The organism is Neobacillus sp. SAB-20_R2A, assembly GCF_049568635.1.
Taxonomy (GTDB): Bacteria; Bacillota; Bacilli; order Bacillales; family Cytobacillaceae; genus Neobacillus; species Neobacillus citreus.
In genome coordinates this window covers 5391201-5408000 of the sequence record NZ_CP145895.1, presented here as the reverse complement: position 1 = coordinate 5408000, position 16800 = coordinate 5391201, and the positions used below count along the sequence as shown (strand labels likewise).

Below are 16800 nucleotides of genomic sequence, written 5' to 3'. Positions count from 1 at the left end.
GACGATTACTATAGTGGGGCAGTTTTAACCAAATAGAGAGAGAATTGGAGACATGATGATTTTGACGAGAGAAATGGTTGTAAATGGGGAAATGACGCTTAGCAGGAAAGTGACGTACGGAAACGGCAAGAAAACGCAAAGTCTGCCAGTATTCACTTCAAGGATGGAAAAACGTGAATATTATAAAAGCATCCAGTTTGATATCCGAAATGTGTTAGATGTTAAAGGCTTCTTAAAAGACATTCGGGCAAATTGGAATACATATGTTTCACAGGTTAACGAATGGATTCAAAGCAATGTCGTGAAAAAGCTTGTTGTGACAGGCATTTTTACCGTAGTTTTTGGTTTGTTTACAAGTGCAGCGAATGCCGCATTTATTCAAGAATACACCTATCAGGTTAAATCGGGTGAAAATATTGAAACCATCGCGGCAAAACACGGAGTCACCGCGCAGGAGATATTAGACGCCAATGGGATTAGGTCCATTAACGGTAAAAAAATTCTATTGCCAAAAGTGGAAGACAGGACTGTGAACGCCACAACCCTGAATGTCCGTTCCCGGCCGAACACGGATAGCAGCATACTTGGAACCTATAAAAAAGGGGAAAATGTCAAGGTTGCATTTATCGAAAACGGATGGGCGGCTATCCTGATTAACGGACGCGTTTGTTATGTTAGTGCAGCGTACCTTTCGCAAAAACAAGTTATTGCTTCTCAAGCAAAAACGATGTTTGTGACCGCCACATCATTAAGAGTCAGAGAATCTGCTTCCATGAGCGGTGCCGTACTCGGTTCGTTAAAGTTTAACGAAGGAGTGTCCGTGATCTCAACCTCTTACGGTTGGGCGCAAATTCAATACAATGGCAAAACAGCATTTGTGAGTGCAGCCTATTTAACCAATAACGCACCTGCAATTGCAAATAATGATTCTAGTATAAACAACAACAGCTCAACGACAAGTACATCTGTGTATGTGATTAAGAGCGGGGATACTTTTACAAAAATCAGTAAAGCGCTTGGGTTCTCAGTTGCAGCCATTCAGGCACTAAACCCAACAGTGAACCCGGTCAAGCTGAAAATTGGCCAAACTATTAACATCCCTAGTGAGGCAACTGCCTCCGCGCCAAGTCAAATTAGCGTAACAGCACAAATCGGCGGAGTAAACCCAAACGGTGTCTTTCGTTTCAACACCCCTGATGGCCGGACCTACAGTGCAAAAGCATCAGGCAACATGATCAATGAACTTTTTAACCGCCAAGGAAAACAAGTGACCCTAACCCTTGAAGCCAAAAGAGGACAACAAATGACCTTGGTCGCGCTTAGCTAAAACTCGGATACGCGGGGACGGTTCTCGTGCCTCACCAGTGGTGTGATGCATGGGGACGGTTCTTGTGCCTCATCCAGAACATCCGCAAAATAAAATAAATATCCCAAGACTCCTTCAGCACAACACTGCGGGAGTTTTTTTATCACAAAATCGAAAAAGGATAAATATTCCAAAACAGTAGTTTAAATGATAAAATGATTAATAGCACAATGGGCCAGGTTCCTATGTAATTAGAAAAACTCTTCTAAAGGAAGATGATCAAAATGGATGTCCATATAGAAAAACGAATATGGTCCTCGCTTGATACCTTTATTTTTTTCATCCGGATTTTCTGGATTGTCTTTAATGTATCGATCAATGCACTCCCGCTTTATCCAGACCCCGCCCAAAAAATGCTGCTCTCCATATGGTTTTTGCTCATTTTGGTTGTTCCCTACCTTTTTTACAGGCCTGGGAAGATTCAGCTCCACCTCTATTTAACCGCAGAATTGACCCTGACAGGCAGCATGTTCATCTTTCTGGTCAGCCAATTCCATCACTTGGGCCCGGAAATCCTAAGCATCATCAGTTTCCCGCTTTTCACCATCGCCTTTGTCAGCCAGTCCCGCCCATATATTTGGATTTCCCCCATCCTGAGCGCAGTTCTTGTTTTTACAGGAGCGCTGGCCGGCGATTATTTTTTCAAACAGGATTCCTGGGGGCGGTTTGCCGATATGGCGATGCTATACGGCTTCGGGTTCATGCTCGGGAGGATCGGTATGATGAACCAGCATCGCAATGAACTGCTAAATTTCATCCGTGAAAAAAATAAAACCCTGGAGCAATATACGAAAAGAATTGAAGAATTGGTGATAAAAGAAGAAAGAAGCCGGGTTTCAAAGGATATGCACGATACGGTGGGACATGTTTTCACATCGGTGATTGCCAGCCTTGATGCGCTTCCGTTTATCATCAAGGCCAATAAAGAGGCGGCGGTCTCCTCGATTCAGGAGCTATCGCAGTTGACTCGAAAAGGCTTGGCGGATGTTCGAAAAACCATCCATCAGCTGTCGGGGGATTGGAGAGACCAGGCCTTGACTGCCATATGCCAAAGTTTAATTGACGAATTCTCCACCCATACAGAGACAATCGTTGATTTTCAGGTGAGCGGGCATGAAGCCGAAATCACTGATGGAGGAAAGCACGTCCTGATGCGCAGCCTTCAAGAGTCTCTGACCAACGCGAAACGGCATGGGCAGGCGACAAATATAACAGTTACCCTTCAATTCACCGAGACGATGATTCTATTGCGCATAAAGGATAATGGCGTGGGTCGTGAGCAAATTCAATATGGCTTCGGTCTTAAGTCGATGAAAGACCGGCTGATAAACCTTGGCGGCTCCTTCCATATTGAGTCCAATGAAAAACAGGGAACGGCAGTCACCTGTATGGTTCCAGTTCCAAAGGAGTGGAGTGAAGGATGATTCGATTAATGATTGTTGAGGATCAAGAATTAATTCGAAAAAGCTTAAAAATTGTCTTGGAAAGCATATCAGACCTAAAGGATATTGTATTGGCCGAAAATGGGGAAGCGGCGATTGCCCATTGTGAGCGGTCGGTGCCTGATGTGATTTTGATGGATATTGACATGCCAATCATGGATGGGGTTCAGGCCACCAAGGTGATTAAGGATACGTGGCCGCAAGCCAAGATTATCATTTTAACGACGTTTGAAGATATCGACCACGTCCGGACCGCACTTCAGGCAGGCGCAGAGGGTTACATTTTAAAAGCGGTGGATCCGCAGTTTTTGCTAAGAGGAATCGAACTTGTCTATTACGGCGGTTCGCTTGTGCCGCAGCATTTGGCAAGAGAAGTTTTTCAAAGTGTGTCCGAATCACAGGCCGCTGCCCCGGAGGAAGAGAAACCTTCCGCCAGCAACCCGTACGACCTGAACCAGCAGGAATTGAAGATTTTGAGCCTTCTCTCCCATGGCTTCCAGAACAAGGCCATTTCGGAAAAAATGTTCTTATCCCTAGGGACGGTGAAAAATTATATCTCCAGCATCTATTCGAAGCTTGATGTTAAAAACCGCTCCGCTGCGATTACAAAAGCAATGGAGGAGTGCCTGCTGCCGGAAAAGAGAAAATAGATGCAAAAAGCTGACCTATATTGGCAGCTTTTTTTAATGGGGCGAAACCCAGCCCCTCCTTCATCATTGAAAAAAAGTCATGGTAGAAAGTAACCGAAAGTCATCTTCCCCCCTGAAAGGTTATGACTTTTCGGCACTACGATGATGCTGTTTCAAGCGTTACATTAGAGATACAAATTCACGGGGGGTTTTTAAATTGAAAAAGAATTACATTCGCTCGTTATCGATTGTCTTGATAAATGTCTTAACGCTGTTTGCCTTAATGGTTTTTTGGGGCAAAAGGATGGATCCCTTGAACATCGTCCAGTGGGGGACGCTTACGGTGATTGGGGCTGTGCTCCAAACCGTTTCAATCCTGCTTTTCTACAAATATGTCGATAAAAAATCTTTTTCTACGTTACGGCTTAAGCTGAATCGGAAGGATGTGCTATTTTCGATACTTTCCGTATTGTTAACGGCCGTTATGGTCTTGATTTACCTGTTTCAGGCTGCCAAAGTGGATCAATTTTCGGTTGAATGGAATCTTGCGGTGTTTTCGAACGTCACGTTCTACCTGCTGCTGTTGCTTGCGGCGTTTGCCTGGTTTCAGGCTGCCTTAACGGAAGAAGTGTTGTTCAGATGGTACCTGGTGACCAACCTCGACCATCTTAGTACGATAAAGCTTTACTTGATTACTAGTTTGTTTTTCATGCTGTCCCATGTATTCAAAGGTTTCGATCCGATTTACATCCTGTTTTTGCTGACCACCAGCTGCTCGCTTTTGTACGTTTATTTGCGAAGCGGACGAAAATTGATGCCAGTCACCTTTGCTCATATGGCCCAAAACCTGACCATCAATCACCTAATCGGACCAAGCGACATCGCCATCCTCCAATTCACAACAGAACCAAGCATCATCCACCTAATCGCCCTATTCATCCTTTACAACGCCCTAATCATCGGCCTATCGACCATGATTTACAGAAAGTAGAGCGTGGGGACGGTTCTCATGCCTCACTTCAGCTTGATTAACACCACCATTTTGATGCACAAGAACCGTCCCCATGCCTCATTCCCTCTAGGTCTGAGGTCTTAGTTACAATTACAGCAGCTGCCCGAGGTTGATGGGGGGTTGGAAACTCTATAATAAAAAAGGTAAATACATCCAAATACATCCGAATAAAAAGGGGAAAAGAAGTTATGAAATCGTGGATTAGGTTTTCATTAAAGAATGCGGGGGTTATTTTTATCGCCATGTTGATGGTGATTGCTGGGGGGATTTATTCCGTCAAAACAATGAAAATGGAGTCGATGCCGAATGTTGACATTCCGTATATCATCGTTCAGGTTCCATATGTCGGCGCTACCCCGGAGCAAGGATTAGAGGATATCGGCAAACCGCTCGAAGAAACGCTGTCGGGAATCAAGAAGCTTGATAACTTATATATCGAAGCCCACAGTAATGTGGTTGTCGGAGTTCTGGAGTTTGAGATGAGCAAGGATATGGATGAAGCGGAGAAGGAAGTCACGACAGCAGCCTCAACGATCAAGCTGCCTGCCGGTGCAGAAAAACCGGAGATTCTAAAGGATGGCCCTTCCGCAATGCCGGTCTTTACCTTTGCACTGTCGTCGGAAACTGCTAATCAATCCGACCTAACGCAATATATCAACGAGCGGATCAAGCCGGCCTTGACCGGAATTGATGGATCTGGCGCCATCGATATTTCGGGTGAAACTGAAAAGGAAGTGGCCATCAAGCTCGATCCGGAAAAAATGAAGCAGCACGGTGTGACCTATGATACGGTCAAGCAAACACTGCAGGCTCACCATTTTTCATTCCCAGCCGGGCAGGTCAATATCAATGAAAAGGCATTAAATGTGCAGGCCGATTTCAAGCTCGCTTCGGTTGAGGATGTAAAGGCAATTCAAATCTTGGCGCAAGGGCCAACCGGCGTGGTCGAAAAATTGCGGCTGGCCGACATTGCCGTCATTTCTTACACAAACAAACAAGAAATGGTGTATACCCGCCTGAATGAAAAGCCTGCAGTCCTTGTTGAAATGAAGGCACTGCCTGGCGCCAATACCGTTGAAGTCGTTTCGCAAGCAAAGGAAAAGCTGAATGCACTGGATCTTCCAGCTGGCTACACCTTAACGAAATTATTTGATACGTCAAAAGAAGTGAAATCATCTGTCGATGGCATGCTTCGCGAGGTATTGCTCGGAACATTGTTCGCCGTAATTGTCACTTTTCTTTTCTTACGTAACATCAGGGCAACGCTGGTGGCTGTGCTTTCCATTCCGCTGTCCATCTTGGCCTCAATGATTACGCTGAAGTATTTTGACTATAGCTTAAACATGATGACACTCGCCGGAATCGCCGTGGCAGTCGGCCGCGTCATTGATGACTCAATCGTGGTCATCGAAAATGTGTACCGCCGCACACTAACAAGCCCTAACCGAAATGAAAAGCTTGTGCTGACAGCGGCAAAGGAAGTGGGCGGAGCCATCACTTCTTCAACGTTGACGACGATTGCCGTCTTTGGCCCGCTTTCCTTTGTACCTGGAATCATTGGCCGCTTCTTTGCCCCGTTCGGCATTACGGTCATTGTGGCACTGGCTTTCTCATTGATCGTCTCGCTAACTGTCGTGCCGCTGTTGGCGAAGTTATTTTTACTAAAAATAAAACACCAAGAGATCAAGGAATCCATTTTTGAAAAAGCATATCGGCATACGCTAGCCTGGGTGTTGAATAAACGGGCAATCACGATCATTTTGGCTGTTGTCCTATTTGCCGGATCGCTAGTCTTAGTTCCGCTAATTCCAAAGAACTTCCTGCCGCAGGAAAAAGCCGTATCGTACCGTCTGACAGGTGATTTACCGGCTGGAACTTCGTTGGAAAAATCAAACCAGATTGCTGTAAAGATGGAAGAAATCTTAAAGAAGGAAAAACAGGTGAAACATGTTCAAGTCGTGGTGAATGGGGAATATGTCCGTTTATCGATTGACCTGAAGGATGACACCACGAAGAATCAAACAACTGATTTTGAGAAACGGGTCCGAAACAAGGTAGAAAAGCTTGATTCTCAAATGCTAGTAGCGCTCAGTCCCGTTGGCCTTGTCGGAACAAGCGGCTTGGCGTTAATGGTTGAAGGCGGGAATGCCGAGGATTTAGAGAAGGCTGGAAAAATGATTACAGAAAAGCTGAAAGGTATCGATGGTCTGGAAAATGTCGAATCCAACCTTTCTGGTGTGAAGGAACAGCTGCAGCTGGAAATTGATGATGCAAAAGCGGCTGAAAAGGGGTTAAACCCGATTATGGTGGCAGGTTATGTTAGGGAGCTGATTTCCGGAGATACGGTTGCCAACATGCAGGTGGAAGGAAAAACGACAAACATTCATTTGTCCTTGGCAGGGGATTCGTTAGACTCTATTGATAAGATTATGAGCCAAAGCATGGCGAATGCACTGGGACAGCAGGTCACCCTTTCCGAAGTGGCAACCTTGAAAAAGGCACCAAGTCCGTCTGCGTTATACCGGTTGAATCAGCAGCAATATGTGCAGGTGACGGGCCGTATAACCACCGATAACGCTTCGGGTGTGCAGGCAGAGGTGGATAAACGGATGAAAGCCTTGGATTTGCCGGCAGGAGTCACCTATCATTCAGAAGGCCAGGCGCAAGCAATGAATGAAGGTTTTACGAATATGATGATTGCCATGGCAGTCGCTGTTGTGCTGGTGTTTATTGTGATGCTTGTTGCATTTGGCAACACGTTAATGCCTATAGCAATTCTCTCGTCGCTGCCATTCTTATTCTCCGGCGGATTGCTGGGATTGTATTTGACGAACCAGGCACTAGGAATGCCGGCGTTAGTAGGATTTTTAATGTTAATCGGAATCGTGGTCACCAATGCCATTGTGCTGATGGACCGGGTGAAGCAAAATGAACAGAAGGGCATGGAACTAAAAGCCGCCCTGCTTGAGGCTGGAAAAACCCGCCTTCGTCCTATCCTGATGACGGCACTTGCCACAATCGGCGCTCTATTGCCATTGGCCCTATCCGACGAAGGCGGACTCATCTCCAAATCACTCGCCATCGTCGTCATATCCGGCCTGCTCACATCCACCCTGCTCACACTCGTCATCGTCCCAACCATGTACCACCTACTCAGTGGTGCACGGGGACGGTTCTTGCGCATCATCGCTAAGGGTGAAAAACGAAACACAGCGACGGTTCTCGCGTTTCATCAGCAAAAACAGTAAAAAAAAGCCCGACTCCCTAATCAAGGGAAACGGACGAAATCTCTTTCTAATAGGTTGTCTTTATTGAAGTTGCCAATAAAAAATGCACATGCGGTTTGCATCCCAAACCCCATGTGCATTTTTTTGTAGCATCAAGCTTACAGGTGCTTATTTCTTTTCAACTTTCACTAACCCTTTTCCAAAATTATGCTTATCAAAATAGCAAATGACCGTATCGTGAACTTGAACCCTTTCACCCTCGCTGATTTTATCCGCAGAAAATTCGATTTTCGTCCCGTCGGTACTTTTACCGTAGTATTGCTCACCCTTAATATCGGTAATCTCGTATTCTATAGTAGTGAACCCAGCGGAGTCGCTGCTTGCCGTTGGCGTATTGTTCACAGGAGAAGGTGTATTATTTTTCAGCAAAACCAATGCCAATAAAACTGATAAAAGAATAACCAAGATAATTAGTTTTTTGAACATATTGCTAACCCCCATATATGTATTTTATGAAATGAAAGGCAAAAGTAATATCCCTCTAAATTCCCTCGGACTTTATACCTATAAAGGGCTCCCGTGATACTTTTTGAGGCACAAGAACCGTCCCCATGCCTCACACCTATTGATTTTGAAAAAGTAAAAACCTTCAGTTGTGCTTTTTAAAGAAGATTATTCTATAATTGGGTGGGCCGGCAAATAGCGGCTTCAAAGTATGTTTGGACTAGTCGAGGAAAATAATAGTTGATATGGTTTGGTTCGAACAAGTTTGTTTAAGGTGTGTGAAAATAATGTTAGAAGAGATATTATCACAAGTCCAAAGTGGCAAATTAACGGTTTCTGAGGCAAAAGAAAAGTTAGCTACCTATGAGAATTTGGGGTTTGCAAAGGTCGACCATCACCGGAAGAATCGGCAGGGGTTCCCGGAAGTGATATATGGGGAAGGGAAGACGCGAGAGCAGATCCTTTCCATTATCCATGCAATCCGGTCAAAAGATAACGATGTATTGGTGACACGAATTTCAAAAGATAAGGCGGATTATATCCTTCAGGAACATCCGGAATTTATTTATAATGAAACAGCGCAAATTCTCTTTTGGAAAAAGAACACCACTAAAGTGGATGATTATCAAGGCTATATTGCCATTGTTTGCGCAGGCACGTCCGATCTGAAAGTGGCAGAAGAGGCTGCGGTTACGGCCGAAGCGCTGGGCAGTAACGTCCGCCGCTTTTATGATGTAGGTGTTGCAGGAATCCACCGCTTATTTGATAATATTGAACAAATCCAACAGGCGACAGTCTCCGTCGTTGTTGCAGGCATGGAAGGGGCACTGCCGAGTGTGGTTGGCGGTCTTGTCTCTCATCCGGTCATCGCCGTTCCGACGAGCATTGGATATGGTGCAAATTTCAACGGTTTGTCCGCCCTGCTGACGATGTTGAATTCCTGCGCCTCAGGTATCAGTGTGGTCAATATTGATAATGGATTTGGTGGAGCATACAACGCTGTCCTGATTGATAACATCGCAAAAAAAGGAGCAAACCAAGGATGAGAACACTTTATATTGACTGTTTTTCAGGGGTCAGCGGGGATATGTTTATCGGCGCCCTCCTTGATGCAGGGGCAGACCCTGCTGTTTTAGAGAAAGAATTAAAAAAGCTTCATTTTGAAGATGAATATCAATTAACCTGGAAGAAAATTGTGAAGAACGGTATTACTAGTACGAAGTTTGATGTGTTGTTGACACATGCTGACCATCACCATCATGAGCATGATCACCATCATGAACACGAGCACCATCATGAGCACGACCACCATCATGAGCATGACCATCACCATGAACATGATCACCATCATGAACACGACCACCATCATGAACACGACCACCATCATGAACACGACCACCATCATGAGCATGACCATCACCATGAGCATGATCATCATCATGAGCACGATCATCATCATGAACACGATCATCATCATGAACACGATCATCATCATGAGCACAATCACCATCATGAACATGACCACCATCATGACCATGGTCATCACCACCGGTCATACAGTGATATTGTAAAAATGATTGAATCATCTGATTTGGGAGCTGAAGTAAAAGCAACTTCGTTAAAAATCTTTCGCAAAATTGGTGAAGCGGAAGGACATATTCATGGTGTGCCATTAGAAAAGGTTCATTTTCATGAAGTAGGTGCCGTCGACTCCATCATTGATATTGTTGGTGCAGCAATCTTACTTCATCAACTAGACATACAGAAAGTCAAGTCCTCACCTATTCCTGTCGGCACAGGAAGAATACTTATCGACCACGGCATTTATCCAATCCCGGCACCAGCCACATTAGAAATTTTAAAAGGTGTGCCGATTGAACAAAGTGATGTCAGATTTGAACTGACAACCCCAACAGGTGCAGCGATTGCAGCCGTACTAGCAGAGGAGTTTTGCACCATTCCATCGATGGAAGTAAAGGTCATTGGTTATGGTGCCGGCACGAAAACCTTCAAAGACCGTCCAAATGTTCTTCGTGTTATCATTGGAGAATAGACCAATAGGAATTTTGAATAAGAAATGCGGATAAAGGTGTTAGCCCTTTATCCGTATTTTTTTTGAAAACAAATTTTTAAGGAGAGAATAAATAAAAAGAATGGGAAAAATAACGTTAGCCAGTAATTTATTAAGATGTTGAATGTAATAAGTGGTAATTTTCTGATCGTGTTTCATAACTGTTGAAAAAATAAACAAAATCAATCTGTTTTATCCTATTGACAAGATTATTCGTTACAGTATAAAATGATAACGTTCCCAATGTGATGCAAATACCAACGTTATTTTAATTTCGGTTTTGTTCGAAACATTGAGCGGATAAATGTGTTGCAAATATTATCTATTTACCATGATTTAGGTAAAATGCACCAAAGTTTAAAAAGGGCTTTCACAAACGACTCTAACAAGTCTTTATTTTTTCTTCTTATTTGTAAGCACTTGCACGTGTGATAAAAGAGAATTCTGTGAAAGTACTGAGACTTTAAGGCATGATAAATCTAAAAGCATCATGTGTAAAACGATAGGTTGCAACATTTAAAAAATAAAAAAAATACTACATGGGGGATGACATTATGCCTTTAGTCATAATTGCTATCGGGGTACTATTATTACTTCTTTTAATTATGCGATTCAAATTGAACACATTTGTATCCTTAATTATTGTTTCCTTTATCGTTGCCCTACTATTGGGAATTCCAGTGAAGGATGTTGTTCATTCAATTGAAACCGGTTTAGGCGGGACACTTGGCCATATCGGAATCATTTTTGGACTTGGCGCCATGCTTGGCCGCTTGATCGCCGATGCAGGTGGTGCACATCGCATTGCCACAACGTTAATTGACAAATTTGGTGAAAAACGAATTCAATGGGCTGTTTTAATCGCTTCATTCATATGCGGTATTGCCTTATTCCTTGAGGTTACCATTGTATTATTAATTCCGATTATCTTCTCAATCGCAAAAGAAGCAAAAGTTTCGGTTGTTAAATTAGGTCTTCCAATGGTTACGGCTGCATTGGCAGCACATGCTTTCTTGCCGCCGCATCCAGGTCCAATTGCTGTTGCTGCTGAATATCATGCAAATGTTGGTCTAATGTTACTGTACGGAATCATTGTTGCGATACCAACTGTTATTATTGCAGGTATTTGGTATCCAAAATTGGCTCAAAAAATTGTTCCATCTGCATTCAATAGAGAAGTCAGTTCGTCCTTTGGTGTGGCGAAATCATTTAAATTAGAAGAAACACCTGGTTTTGGAATCAGCGTTTTCACTGCCTTATTCCCTGTTATCTTAATGGCGATTGGTGCGATTGTCGATATTATGGGATTAAAAGAAAATGCGTTAATCACCGGAATTCGCTTTATCACGAACTCTGACACCGCTATGATTCTTTCCGTTCTGTTCGCTGTTTACACAATGGGCATAGCAAGAAAAATTCCGATGGGCAAGTTGATGGATTCCTGTGGTTCAGCTGTCAATGCATTAGGGATGCTGCTATTGATTATCGGCGGCGGCGGTGCCTTAAAACAGGTTATTGTTGATGGCGGCGTTGGTGATTATGTTGCTAAATTATTTGAAGGTTCTCATATGTCACCGGTTCTGTTTGCTTGGATTGTCGCAGCATTACTTCGTGTTTGTCTCGGATCAGGAACTGTTGCAACCTTAACAACTCCTGGCTTGGTTCTTCCGTTACTTGCAACTATGCCGAATGTTAACTTAGAGTTAGTTGCACTTGCAACTGGTGCAGGTAGTGCCATTGCATCTCACGTTAACGACGCGGGATTCTGGATGGTTAAAGAATCTATGGGCATGACTTTGAAAGAAGCATTCGGAACCTATACCGTTCTTTCCACAATCGTTGCTGTTTCCGGATTAGTATTTACTTTAATATTAGATATGTTCTTATAAAAAACAAAAGGGGGCCATTTTATAGAAATTCTATAAAATGGTTCTTTTTTTTGGCTAATAGGAAATTATAAATTTTTTTCAAAATTTATAATTTCCTAACGCATAAATTCAACTACGCCTCTGGCTTCGTCCTATCGGACTCGCCAATCGGCGAGTTTTCATTTAAAAAGATATATTCTTGAAATCGCTTTAGTAATTACTTTTACTTTGAGAGAAATTCGCTTATAATAAAAATGTGTTGCAAAATGCAAAAGAGAAATTTTTTTAAAAAATGTTTGTTTTGCATCAATAAAATATATACGAAAATATAGATAGGTGGAAATCTGCATGAACGAGAAATATGAGCGTTTGAAAGATATCTTAATAGAGATGGGCAATGTGGTTGTTGCTTTTTCCGGAGGTGTCGACAGTACGTTATTATTAAAAGTGGCGGTTGATGTTTTAGGAGTGCAAAACGTATTGGCTGTAACGGCAGATTCTGAAACATACCCTTCAAGTGAACTAGAAGAAGCGAAAAAGCTCGCCAAGCTGATCGGGGCCACACACCAAGTAATTGAAACCTCTGAACTGAATATTCCGGGCTACGCAGAAAATGACCGGAACCGCTGCTATTTTTGCAAAAATGGGTTGTTCGAAGAAATTGTACCAATTATGCATGAAAAGGAATTTCAAAACGTGGTCTATGGTTTAATCGCCGATGACATGAGTGAACATCGTCCTGGCGTTCGTGCAGCGAGAGAGCATGGAGTCCGCGGTCCGCTTCAGGAGGCGAATCTCTTTAAAGAAGAAATCCGGGAGCTTTCCAAGCAATTAAACCTGCCTACCTGGGAAAAACCATCATTAGCTTGCCTATCATCTCGGATTGCCTATGGTGAAAGAATTACTCAGGAAAAATTAACAAAGGTAGAAAAGTCTGAGGCATATTTAAAATTACTAGGGATTCGGCAAGTTCGTGTCCGGACGCATGAAGAGATCGCCAGAATTGAGGTTGAACCTCAAGATATGCAGTTAATTTTAGCAAACCACCAAGAAATCCAAGAAAACCTTCGAGCGTTTGGCTATAAATATGTCACCCTTGATCTTCAAGGCTATATGAGCGGCAGCATGAATAAGGTACTAACACCGAGCTTTACTAAAGGTGAATCCTGATGGAAAATAAAAGAATAGAGGAAATTTAGTAGGTGAGGGGAACATGATTAAAGCGTTGGTTATTGTCCCGTATGAGGGGCTATACGAAATGATGAAAGAGATTCAGCAGGAAGTCAAAGATTTTCAACTTGATATTGAATTAGGGAACCTGTATGAAGGTGTCGCTATTGCAAAAGAAGCCGAAAATAACGGCTATCACGTCATCATCAGCCGCGGTGGTACTGCGTCCTTGATTCAGGAGGCCGTATCAATCCCTGTGATTGACATTCAGGTGACCGGCTATGATGTATTACGCATCATCACTCTGGTAAAAGGGTTTTCCCGGAAATCGGCGATTGTTGGATTTTCGAATATTACCCAAGGTGCTGCAACAATCTGTAAGATTCTTGATTTGGATATTAAAACACTAACGATTTCAAAAGATACTGAGGTTAAAGAAATTTTAACGAATTTAAAGAAGCATGGCTATGAAGTGATTATTGGCGACGTTGTCACAGTCCAAGCTGCAAAGCAGTTGGGACTGACCGGAGTGCTGATCACTTCCGGCAAGGAAGCGATTATGGAAGCATTGGAAGAAGCGAAAAGATCCCATCGCATCTTCTCACAGCTGCAGCAGGACGTTTCATTATTTCAATCCATTCTTGATTGTAACGAACAACCAATCGGTATTTTTAACAAAGAGGAGAAACTCATTTACGGGAATGAACGTTTCAATCGCGAATTTCATTGGATGATTGTTGAAAATTCCAACGATATAAAAAAGCTGATTCAAGAAACGCTGTTAATGAAGGAAAAGCAAACAAGAACCATTAACATTAATCAGTCATTCTGGAATATCACTGCTTGTCCGCAAAATGGTACGATTGCTTTATTTTTCGAAAAAAATATTCAGAACCAAGCTGCGATGCAGGATGGGGAGAGGGAAGCGAAAAATGCTATCGAATTCCATACGTCCGCTTCGTATGTCCCGATTTCCGGAAAAAGCGAGCCGATTCAGAAGGTGTTAAAACAGATTGATCAATACAGTGCGAACGATGAACCTGTGTGGATTTCCGGTGGGAAGGGTAATGGTAAAGAATTAGTTGCCCACACCATTTATGTGAAAAGGAATAACGTGTACGACCCGTTTGTTGTGCTCCATGGTGATTTATTAAGCACAGAGCAGCTGAGGAATTTCATGAGTGACTTTCTTGAAAAATATGCTCATGGAGTCATTTATGTAAAAAACATTGACCAATTGAGCGCAGATATGCAAAAAGAGTTATACCATTTCGTCAAGAATGCTCATCACACAAAAGTAAAGTGGCTGGTGTCATCCGAAAACAACATGGAAGAAAAGATAAAAACCGGCACGTTTGATCGTGACCTATACTCTACGCTCGGTCAGCAAAAAATTTACATCCCGCTACTCCGGGAACGCCGGGAGGATATAGAGGATTTCGTTCATGTTTTTATATCTGACCTTCATCCGAAATATGGAAACGCTGTCGTTGGAATTCGCACCGATGCTTTGGCCGAGCTTGCCCGTTATGATTGGCCGGGTAATGTGGAACAGCTAAAGCAAGTAATCGAACAATTGTTTAAACAAACAAGTTCTTATTACATTGAAAAAGAAGATGTGGCGGCGGTTTTAGCAAAATGCGAGCAGCCGGAGAAAAAGGATGAAGCCTTAACTCCTATCGATTTAACCGGTACATTAGAGGAAATCGAAAAACAAGTCATCACCAAAGTTCTTGAAGAAGAAGGCTTAAACCAATCAAAAGCAGCCAAACGCCTTGGCATAAACCGCTCCACACTGTGGCGCAAGCTTAAATAATAGCTTGCGTCTTTTTTTGTGTTGTTTGTGTTGCAAAACGCAATAAAATAAAAGTTTTTATGACATTTTTTCTATAGATATTGCCAAATGCAACATTTTGTTTTAATATTAATAGTGCTGAAAGCGTTTTTAGATGAAAAATAAAACGGCATCTAGAGCCTTTAATTAAAAATCAACTGATCTGTTGCAGAACTTATCGTACCAGTATGTATAGGCGATTTAAGTCAGTTGAAAAATAATAAAACTCGAGACAAGACAAACTAGAATTAGCGTAAAAGGGGGTCGGGATGCAGGTGAAACTAGCGGTTATAGCAGACGATTTAACGGGTGCCAATGATACTGGTGTACAATTTGCCAAACAAGGGTTAAACACGACAGTGCTATTTGCCGAAACGCAATTACAGCCAGTACATTTACGTGCAGATGTGATTGTCTTAAATTCAGACAGCCGTGCCTTAACGTCTGAAAAGGCTTATGAAGCGGTTTTTAATCTAGCGGCACAATTGAATAAATTGTCTGTTTCAAAAGTCTTCAAGAAAATTGATTCTACCATGCGGGGAAATATTGGTCCGGAAATCGATGCAGTCATGGATGCATATAAGTTAAAAACCTCGTTTGTGGTTCCGGCTTTTCCGAAAAGCAATCGCGTGACCATGAACGGAAATCATTATGTGAATGGTGTTCTTTTAGAGGAAACACCGATCGCTCAGGATCCTGTCTGCCCGGTAACAGAAAGCTACCTGCCCAAGTTGCTGCAGGAGCAAAGCAAACGGGAAGTCGCAATCATTTCCATTTCCGATGTACGAAAAGGAAAAAACCATTTATTTAAAAAAATGAATGAGCTAGCCTCGGAAAGTGTTTCAAAAATTATTATTGTAGATGCAACGACTGATGAGGAATTAAAAACTATAGTCGAAGCTGCAGAATTTTTAAAGGAGAATTTCCTTTGGGTAGGTTCAGCCGGAATCGCTTATCATCTTTTTAACACTGGCCAGCCCGAAGAGCGATTACGTCATCAACAGTCGGGTGAACGGCTTCCAGTCCTGGTCGTTGCAGGCAGTGTAAATCCTGTCATTGACCGGCAAATTCAAGTCTTGAAAGAAAACTATCATGTCAAAGAAATTGTCATTTCCCCGGAAGAATTCTTTTATGAAGATAGAAGAAAACGGGAAATCGAACGGATTGTGAAAGCTGGCCAGGCGTTGCTGGAAAAAGGCGATCTAGTGGTCACGACCAATCGCGAACGCGGGGCTATTAATGGAGTGAAGGACCTGCAGCAGAAGCTTGGATTATCCAACTTTGATGTAGGATATACCATTGCCGAATCGATGGGCGTGATTGCCGGCCAATTAATTGATAGCAAGCCTATTTGCGGGGCAGTTTTAACCGGCGGGGATATTGCAGGAGCCACTTGTAAGGTATTGAACGGTGAAGGAATTCGGGTCATTGGTGAAGTGGAAGCCGGGATTCCTTACGGGAAATTGTTCGGCGGCTTCTTTGACGGTTTGCCGCTTGTGACAAAAGCGGGTGCCTTTGGAACGGACCAAGCCCTCGCTAATGCTTTACAAACCATTACAGATGTAAATGCTCATGTTAAAAACTGCGATTGGCGTCATACTGATCCGTCTTATGTGTGTGGCTAATTACAACGCTTTTATATGAAGATATTTTTAAAATAGAATAACGGGAGGAAAC

The 16800-nt window shown here is 42.9% G+C and carries 12 protein-coding genes; 11 read left to right on the top strand and 1 reads right to left on the bottom strand.

The genetic code is table 11. The annotated features are described in order from the left end of the window. The first annotated feature begins 52 nt into the window (after positions 1–52). From V5M37_RS26535 to V5M37_RS26515, 5 genes are all read left to right on the top strand, one after another. Positions 53–1327, top strand: a complete 1275-nt coding sequence (locus V5M37_RS26535) for an SH3 domain-containing protein (RefSeq protein ID WP_423799869.1) — start codon at positions 53–55, stop codon at positions 1325–1327. A 263-nt stretch (positions 1328–1590) separates the two neighbouring features. Next, complete coding sequence (locus V5M37_RS26530) at positions 1591–2790, top strand: sensor histidine kinase (protein ID WP_423799868.1); 1200 nt, start codon at positions 1591–1593, stop codon at positions 2788–2790. After that, positions 2787–3458: a response regulator gene (locus V5M37_RS26525; protein WP_423799867.1), complete on the top strand. Its 672-nt coding sequence runs from the start codon at positions 2787–2789 to the stop codon at positions 3456–3458. The genes V5M37_RS26530 and V5M37_RS26525 overlap by 4 nt, the downstream gene beginning before the upstream one ends. A gap of 196 nt (positions 3459–3654) precedes the next feature. Further along, on the top strand, positions 3655–4428 hold the full coding sequence (locus V5M37_RS26520) for a CPBP family intramembrane glutamic endopeptidase (protein WP_423799866.1): 774 nt from the start codon (positions 3655–3657) through the stop codon (positions 4426–4428). 209 nt (positions 4429–4637) lie between these two features. Continuing rightward, on the top strand, positions 4638–7697 hold the full coding sequence (locus V5M37_RS26515) for an efflux RND transporter permease subunit (RefSeq protein ID WP_423799865.1): 3060 nt from the start codon (positions 4638–4640) through the stop codon (positions 7695–7697). Positions 7698–7844: 147 nt separating this feature from the next. Here the strand turns inward: V5M37_RS26515 and V5M37_RS26510 are convergent, their stop codons facing one another. After that, positions 7845–8162 carry a hypothetical protein gene (locus tag V5M37_RS26510; RefSeq protein WP_423799864.1) on the bottom strand — a complete coding sequence of 106 codons (318 nt, stop codon included), beginning with the start codon at positions 8160–8162 and terminating at the stop codon, positions 7845–7847. 305 nt (positions 8163–8467) lie between these two features. Here V5M37_RS26510 and larB point away from each other — a divergent pair, with 305 nt between their 5' ends. From larB to V5M37_RS26480, 6 genes are all read left to right on the top strand, one after another. Further along, positions 8468–9226, top strand: a complete 759-nt coding sequence (gene larB, locus V5M37_RS26505; protein ID WP_423799863.1) for a nickel pincer cofactor biosynthesis protein LarB — start codon at positions 8468–8470, stop codon at positions 9224–9226. Continuing rightward, positions 9223–10233: a LarC family nickel insertion protein gene (locus tag V5M37_RS26500; protein ID WP_423799862.1), complete on the top strand. Its 1011-nt coding sequence runs from the start codon at positions 9223–9225 to the stop codon at positions 10231–10233. Before larB ends, V5M37_RS26500 begins: the two co-directional genes overlap by 4 nt. Before the next feature lie 572 nt (positions 10234–10805). Next, positions 10806–12140, top strand: a complete 1335-nt coding sequence (locus V5M37_RS26495) for a gluconate:H+ symporter (protein ID WP_423799861.1) — start codon at positions 10806–10808, stop codon at positions 12138–12140. 327 nt (positions 12141–12467) lie between these two features. Further along, positions 12468–13289 (top strand): ATP-dependent sacrificial sulfur transferase LarE, encoded by an 822-nt coding sequence (gene larE / locus V5M37_RS26490; protein ID WP_423799860.1) that lies wholly within the window; start codon positions 12468–12470, stop codon positions 13287–13289. A 43-nt stretch (positions 13290–13332) separates the two neighbouring features. Then, positions 13333–15105 carry a PrpR N-terminal domain-containing protein gene (locus V5M37_RS26485; RefSeq protein ID WP_423799859.1) on the top strand — a complete coding sequence of 591 codons (1773 nt, stop codon included), beginning with the start codon at positions 13333–13335 and terminating at the stop codon, positions 15103–15105. A 287-nt stretch (positions 15106–15392) separates the two neighbouring features. Continuing rightward, positions 15393–16748: a four-carbon acid sugar kinase family protein gene (locus tag V5M37_RS26480; protein WP_423799858.1), complete on the top strand. Its 1356-nt coding sequence runs from the start codon at positions 15393–15395 to the stop codon at positions 16746–16748. The last annotated feature ends 52 nt before the right edge of the window (positions 16749–16800 follow it).

Bases quoted from the DNA above. Each gene is read 5' to 3' on its own strand.
- V5M37_RS26535 (WP_423799869.1), top strand. From the start codon at position 53: ATGATGATTTTGACGAGAGAAATGGTTGTAAATGGGGAAATGACGCTT.
- V5M37_RS26530 (WP_423799868.1), top strand. From the start codon at position 1,591: ATGGATGTCCATATAGAAAAACGAATATGGTCCTCGCTTGATACCTTT.
- V5M37_RS26525 (WP_423799867.1), top strand. From the start codon at position 2,787: ATGATTCGATTAATGATTGTTGAGGATCAAGAATTAATTCGAAAAAGC.
- V5M37_RS26515 (WP_423799865.1), top strand. From the start codon at position 4,638: ATGAAATCGTGGATTAGGTTTTCATTAAAGAATGCGGGGGTTATTTTT.
- V5M37_RS26510 (WP_423799864.1), bottom strand. From the start codon at position 8,162: ATGTTCAAAAAACTAATTATCTTGGTTATTCTTTTATCAGTTTTATTG.
- larB (WP_423799863.1), top strand. From the start codon at position 8,468: ATGTTAGAAGAGATATTATCACAAGTCCAAAGTGGCAAATTAACGGTT.
- V5M37_RS26500 (WP_423799862.1), top strand. From the start codon at position 9,223: ATGAGAACACTTTATATTGACTGTTTTTCAGGGGTCAGCGGGGATATG.
- V5M37_RS26495 (WP_423799861.1), top strand. From the start codon at position 10,806: ATGCCTTTAGTCATAATTGCTATCGGGGTACTATTATTACTTCTTTTA.
- larE (WP_423799860.1), top strand. From the start codon at position 12,468: ATGAACGAGAAATATGAGCGTTTGAAAGATATCTTAATAGAGATGGGC.
- V5M37_RS26485 (WP_423799859.1), top strand. From the start codon at position 13,333: ATGATTAAAGCGTTGGTTATTGTCCCGTATGAGGGGCTATACGAAATG.
- V5M37_RS26480 (WP_423799858.1), top strand. From the start codon at position 15,393: ATGCAGGTGAAACTAGCGGTTATAGCAGACGATTTAACGGGTGCCAAT.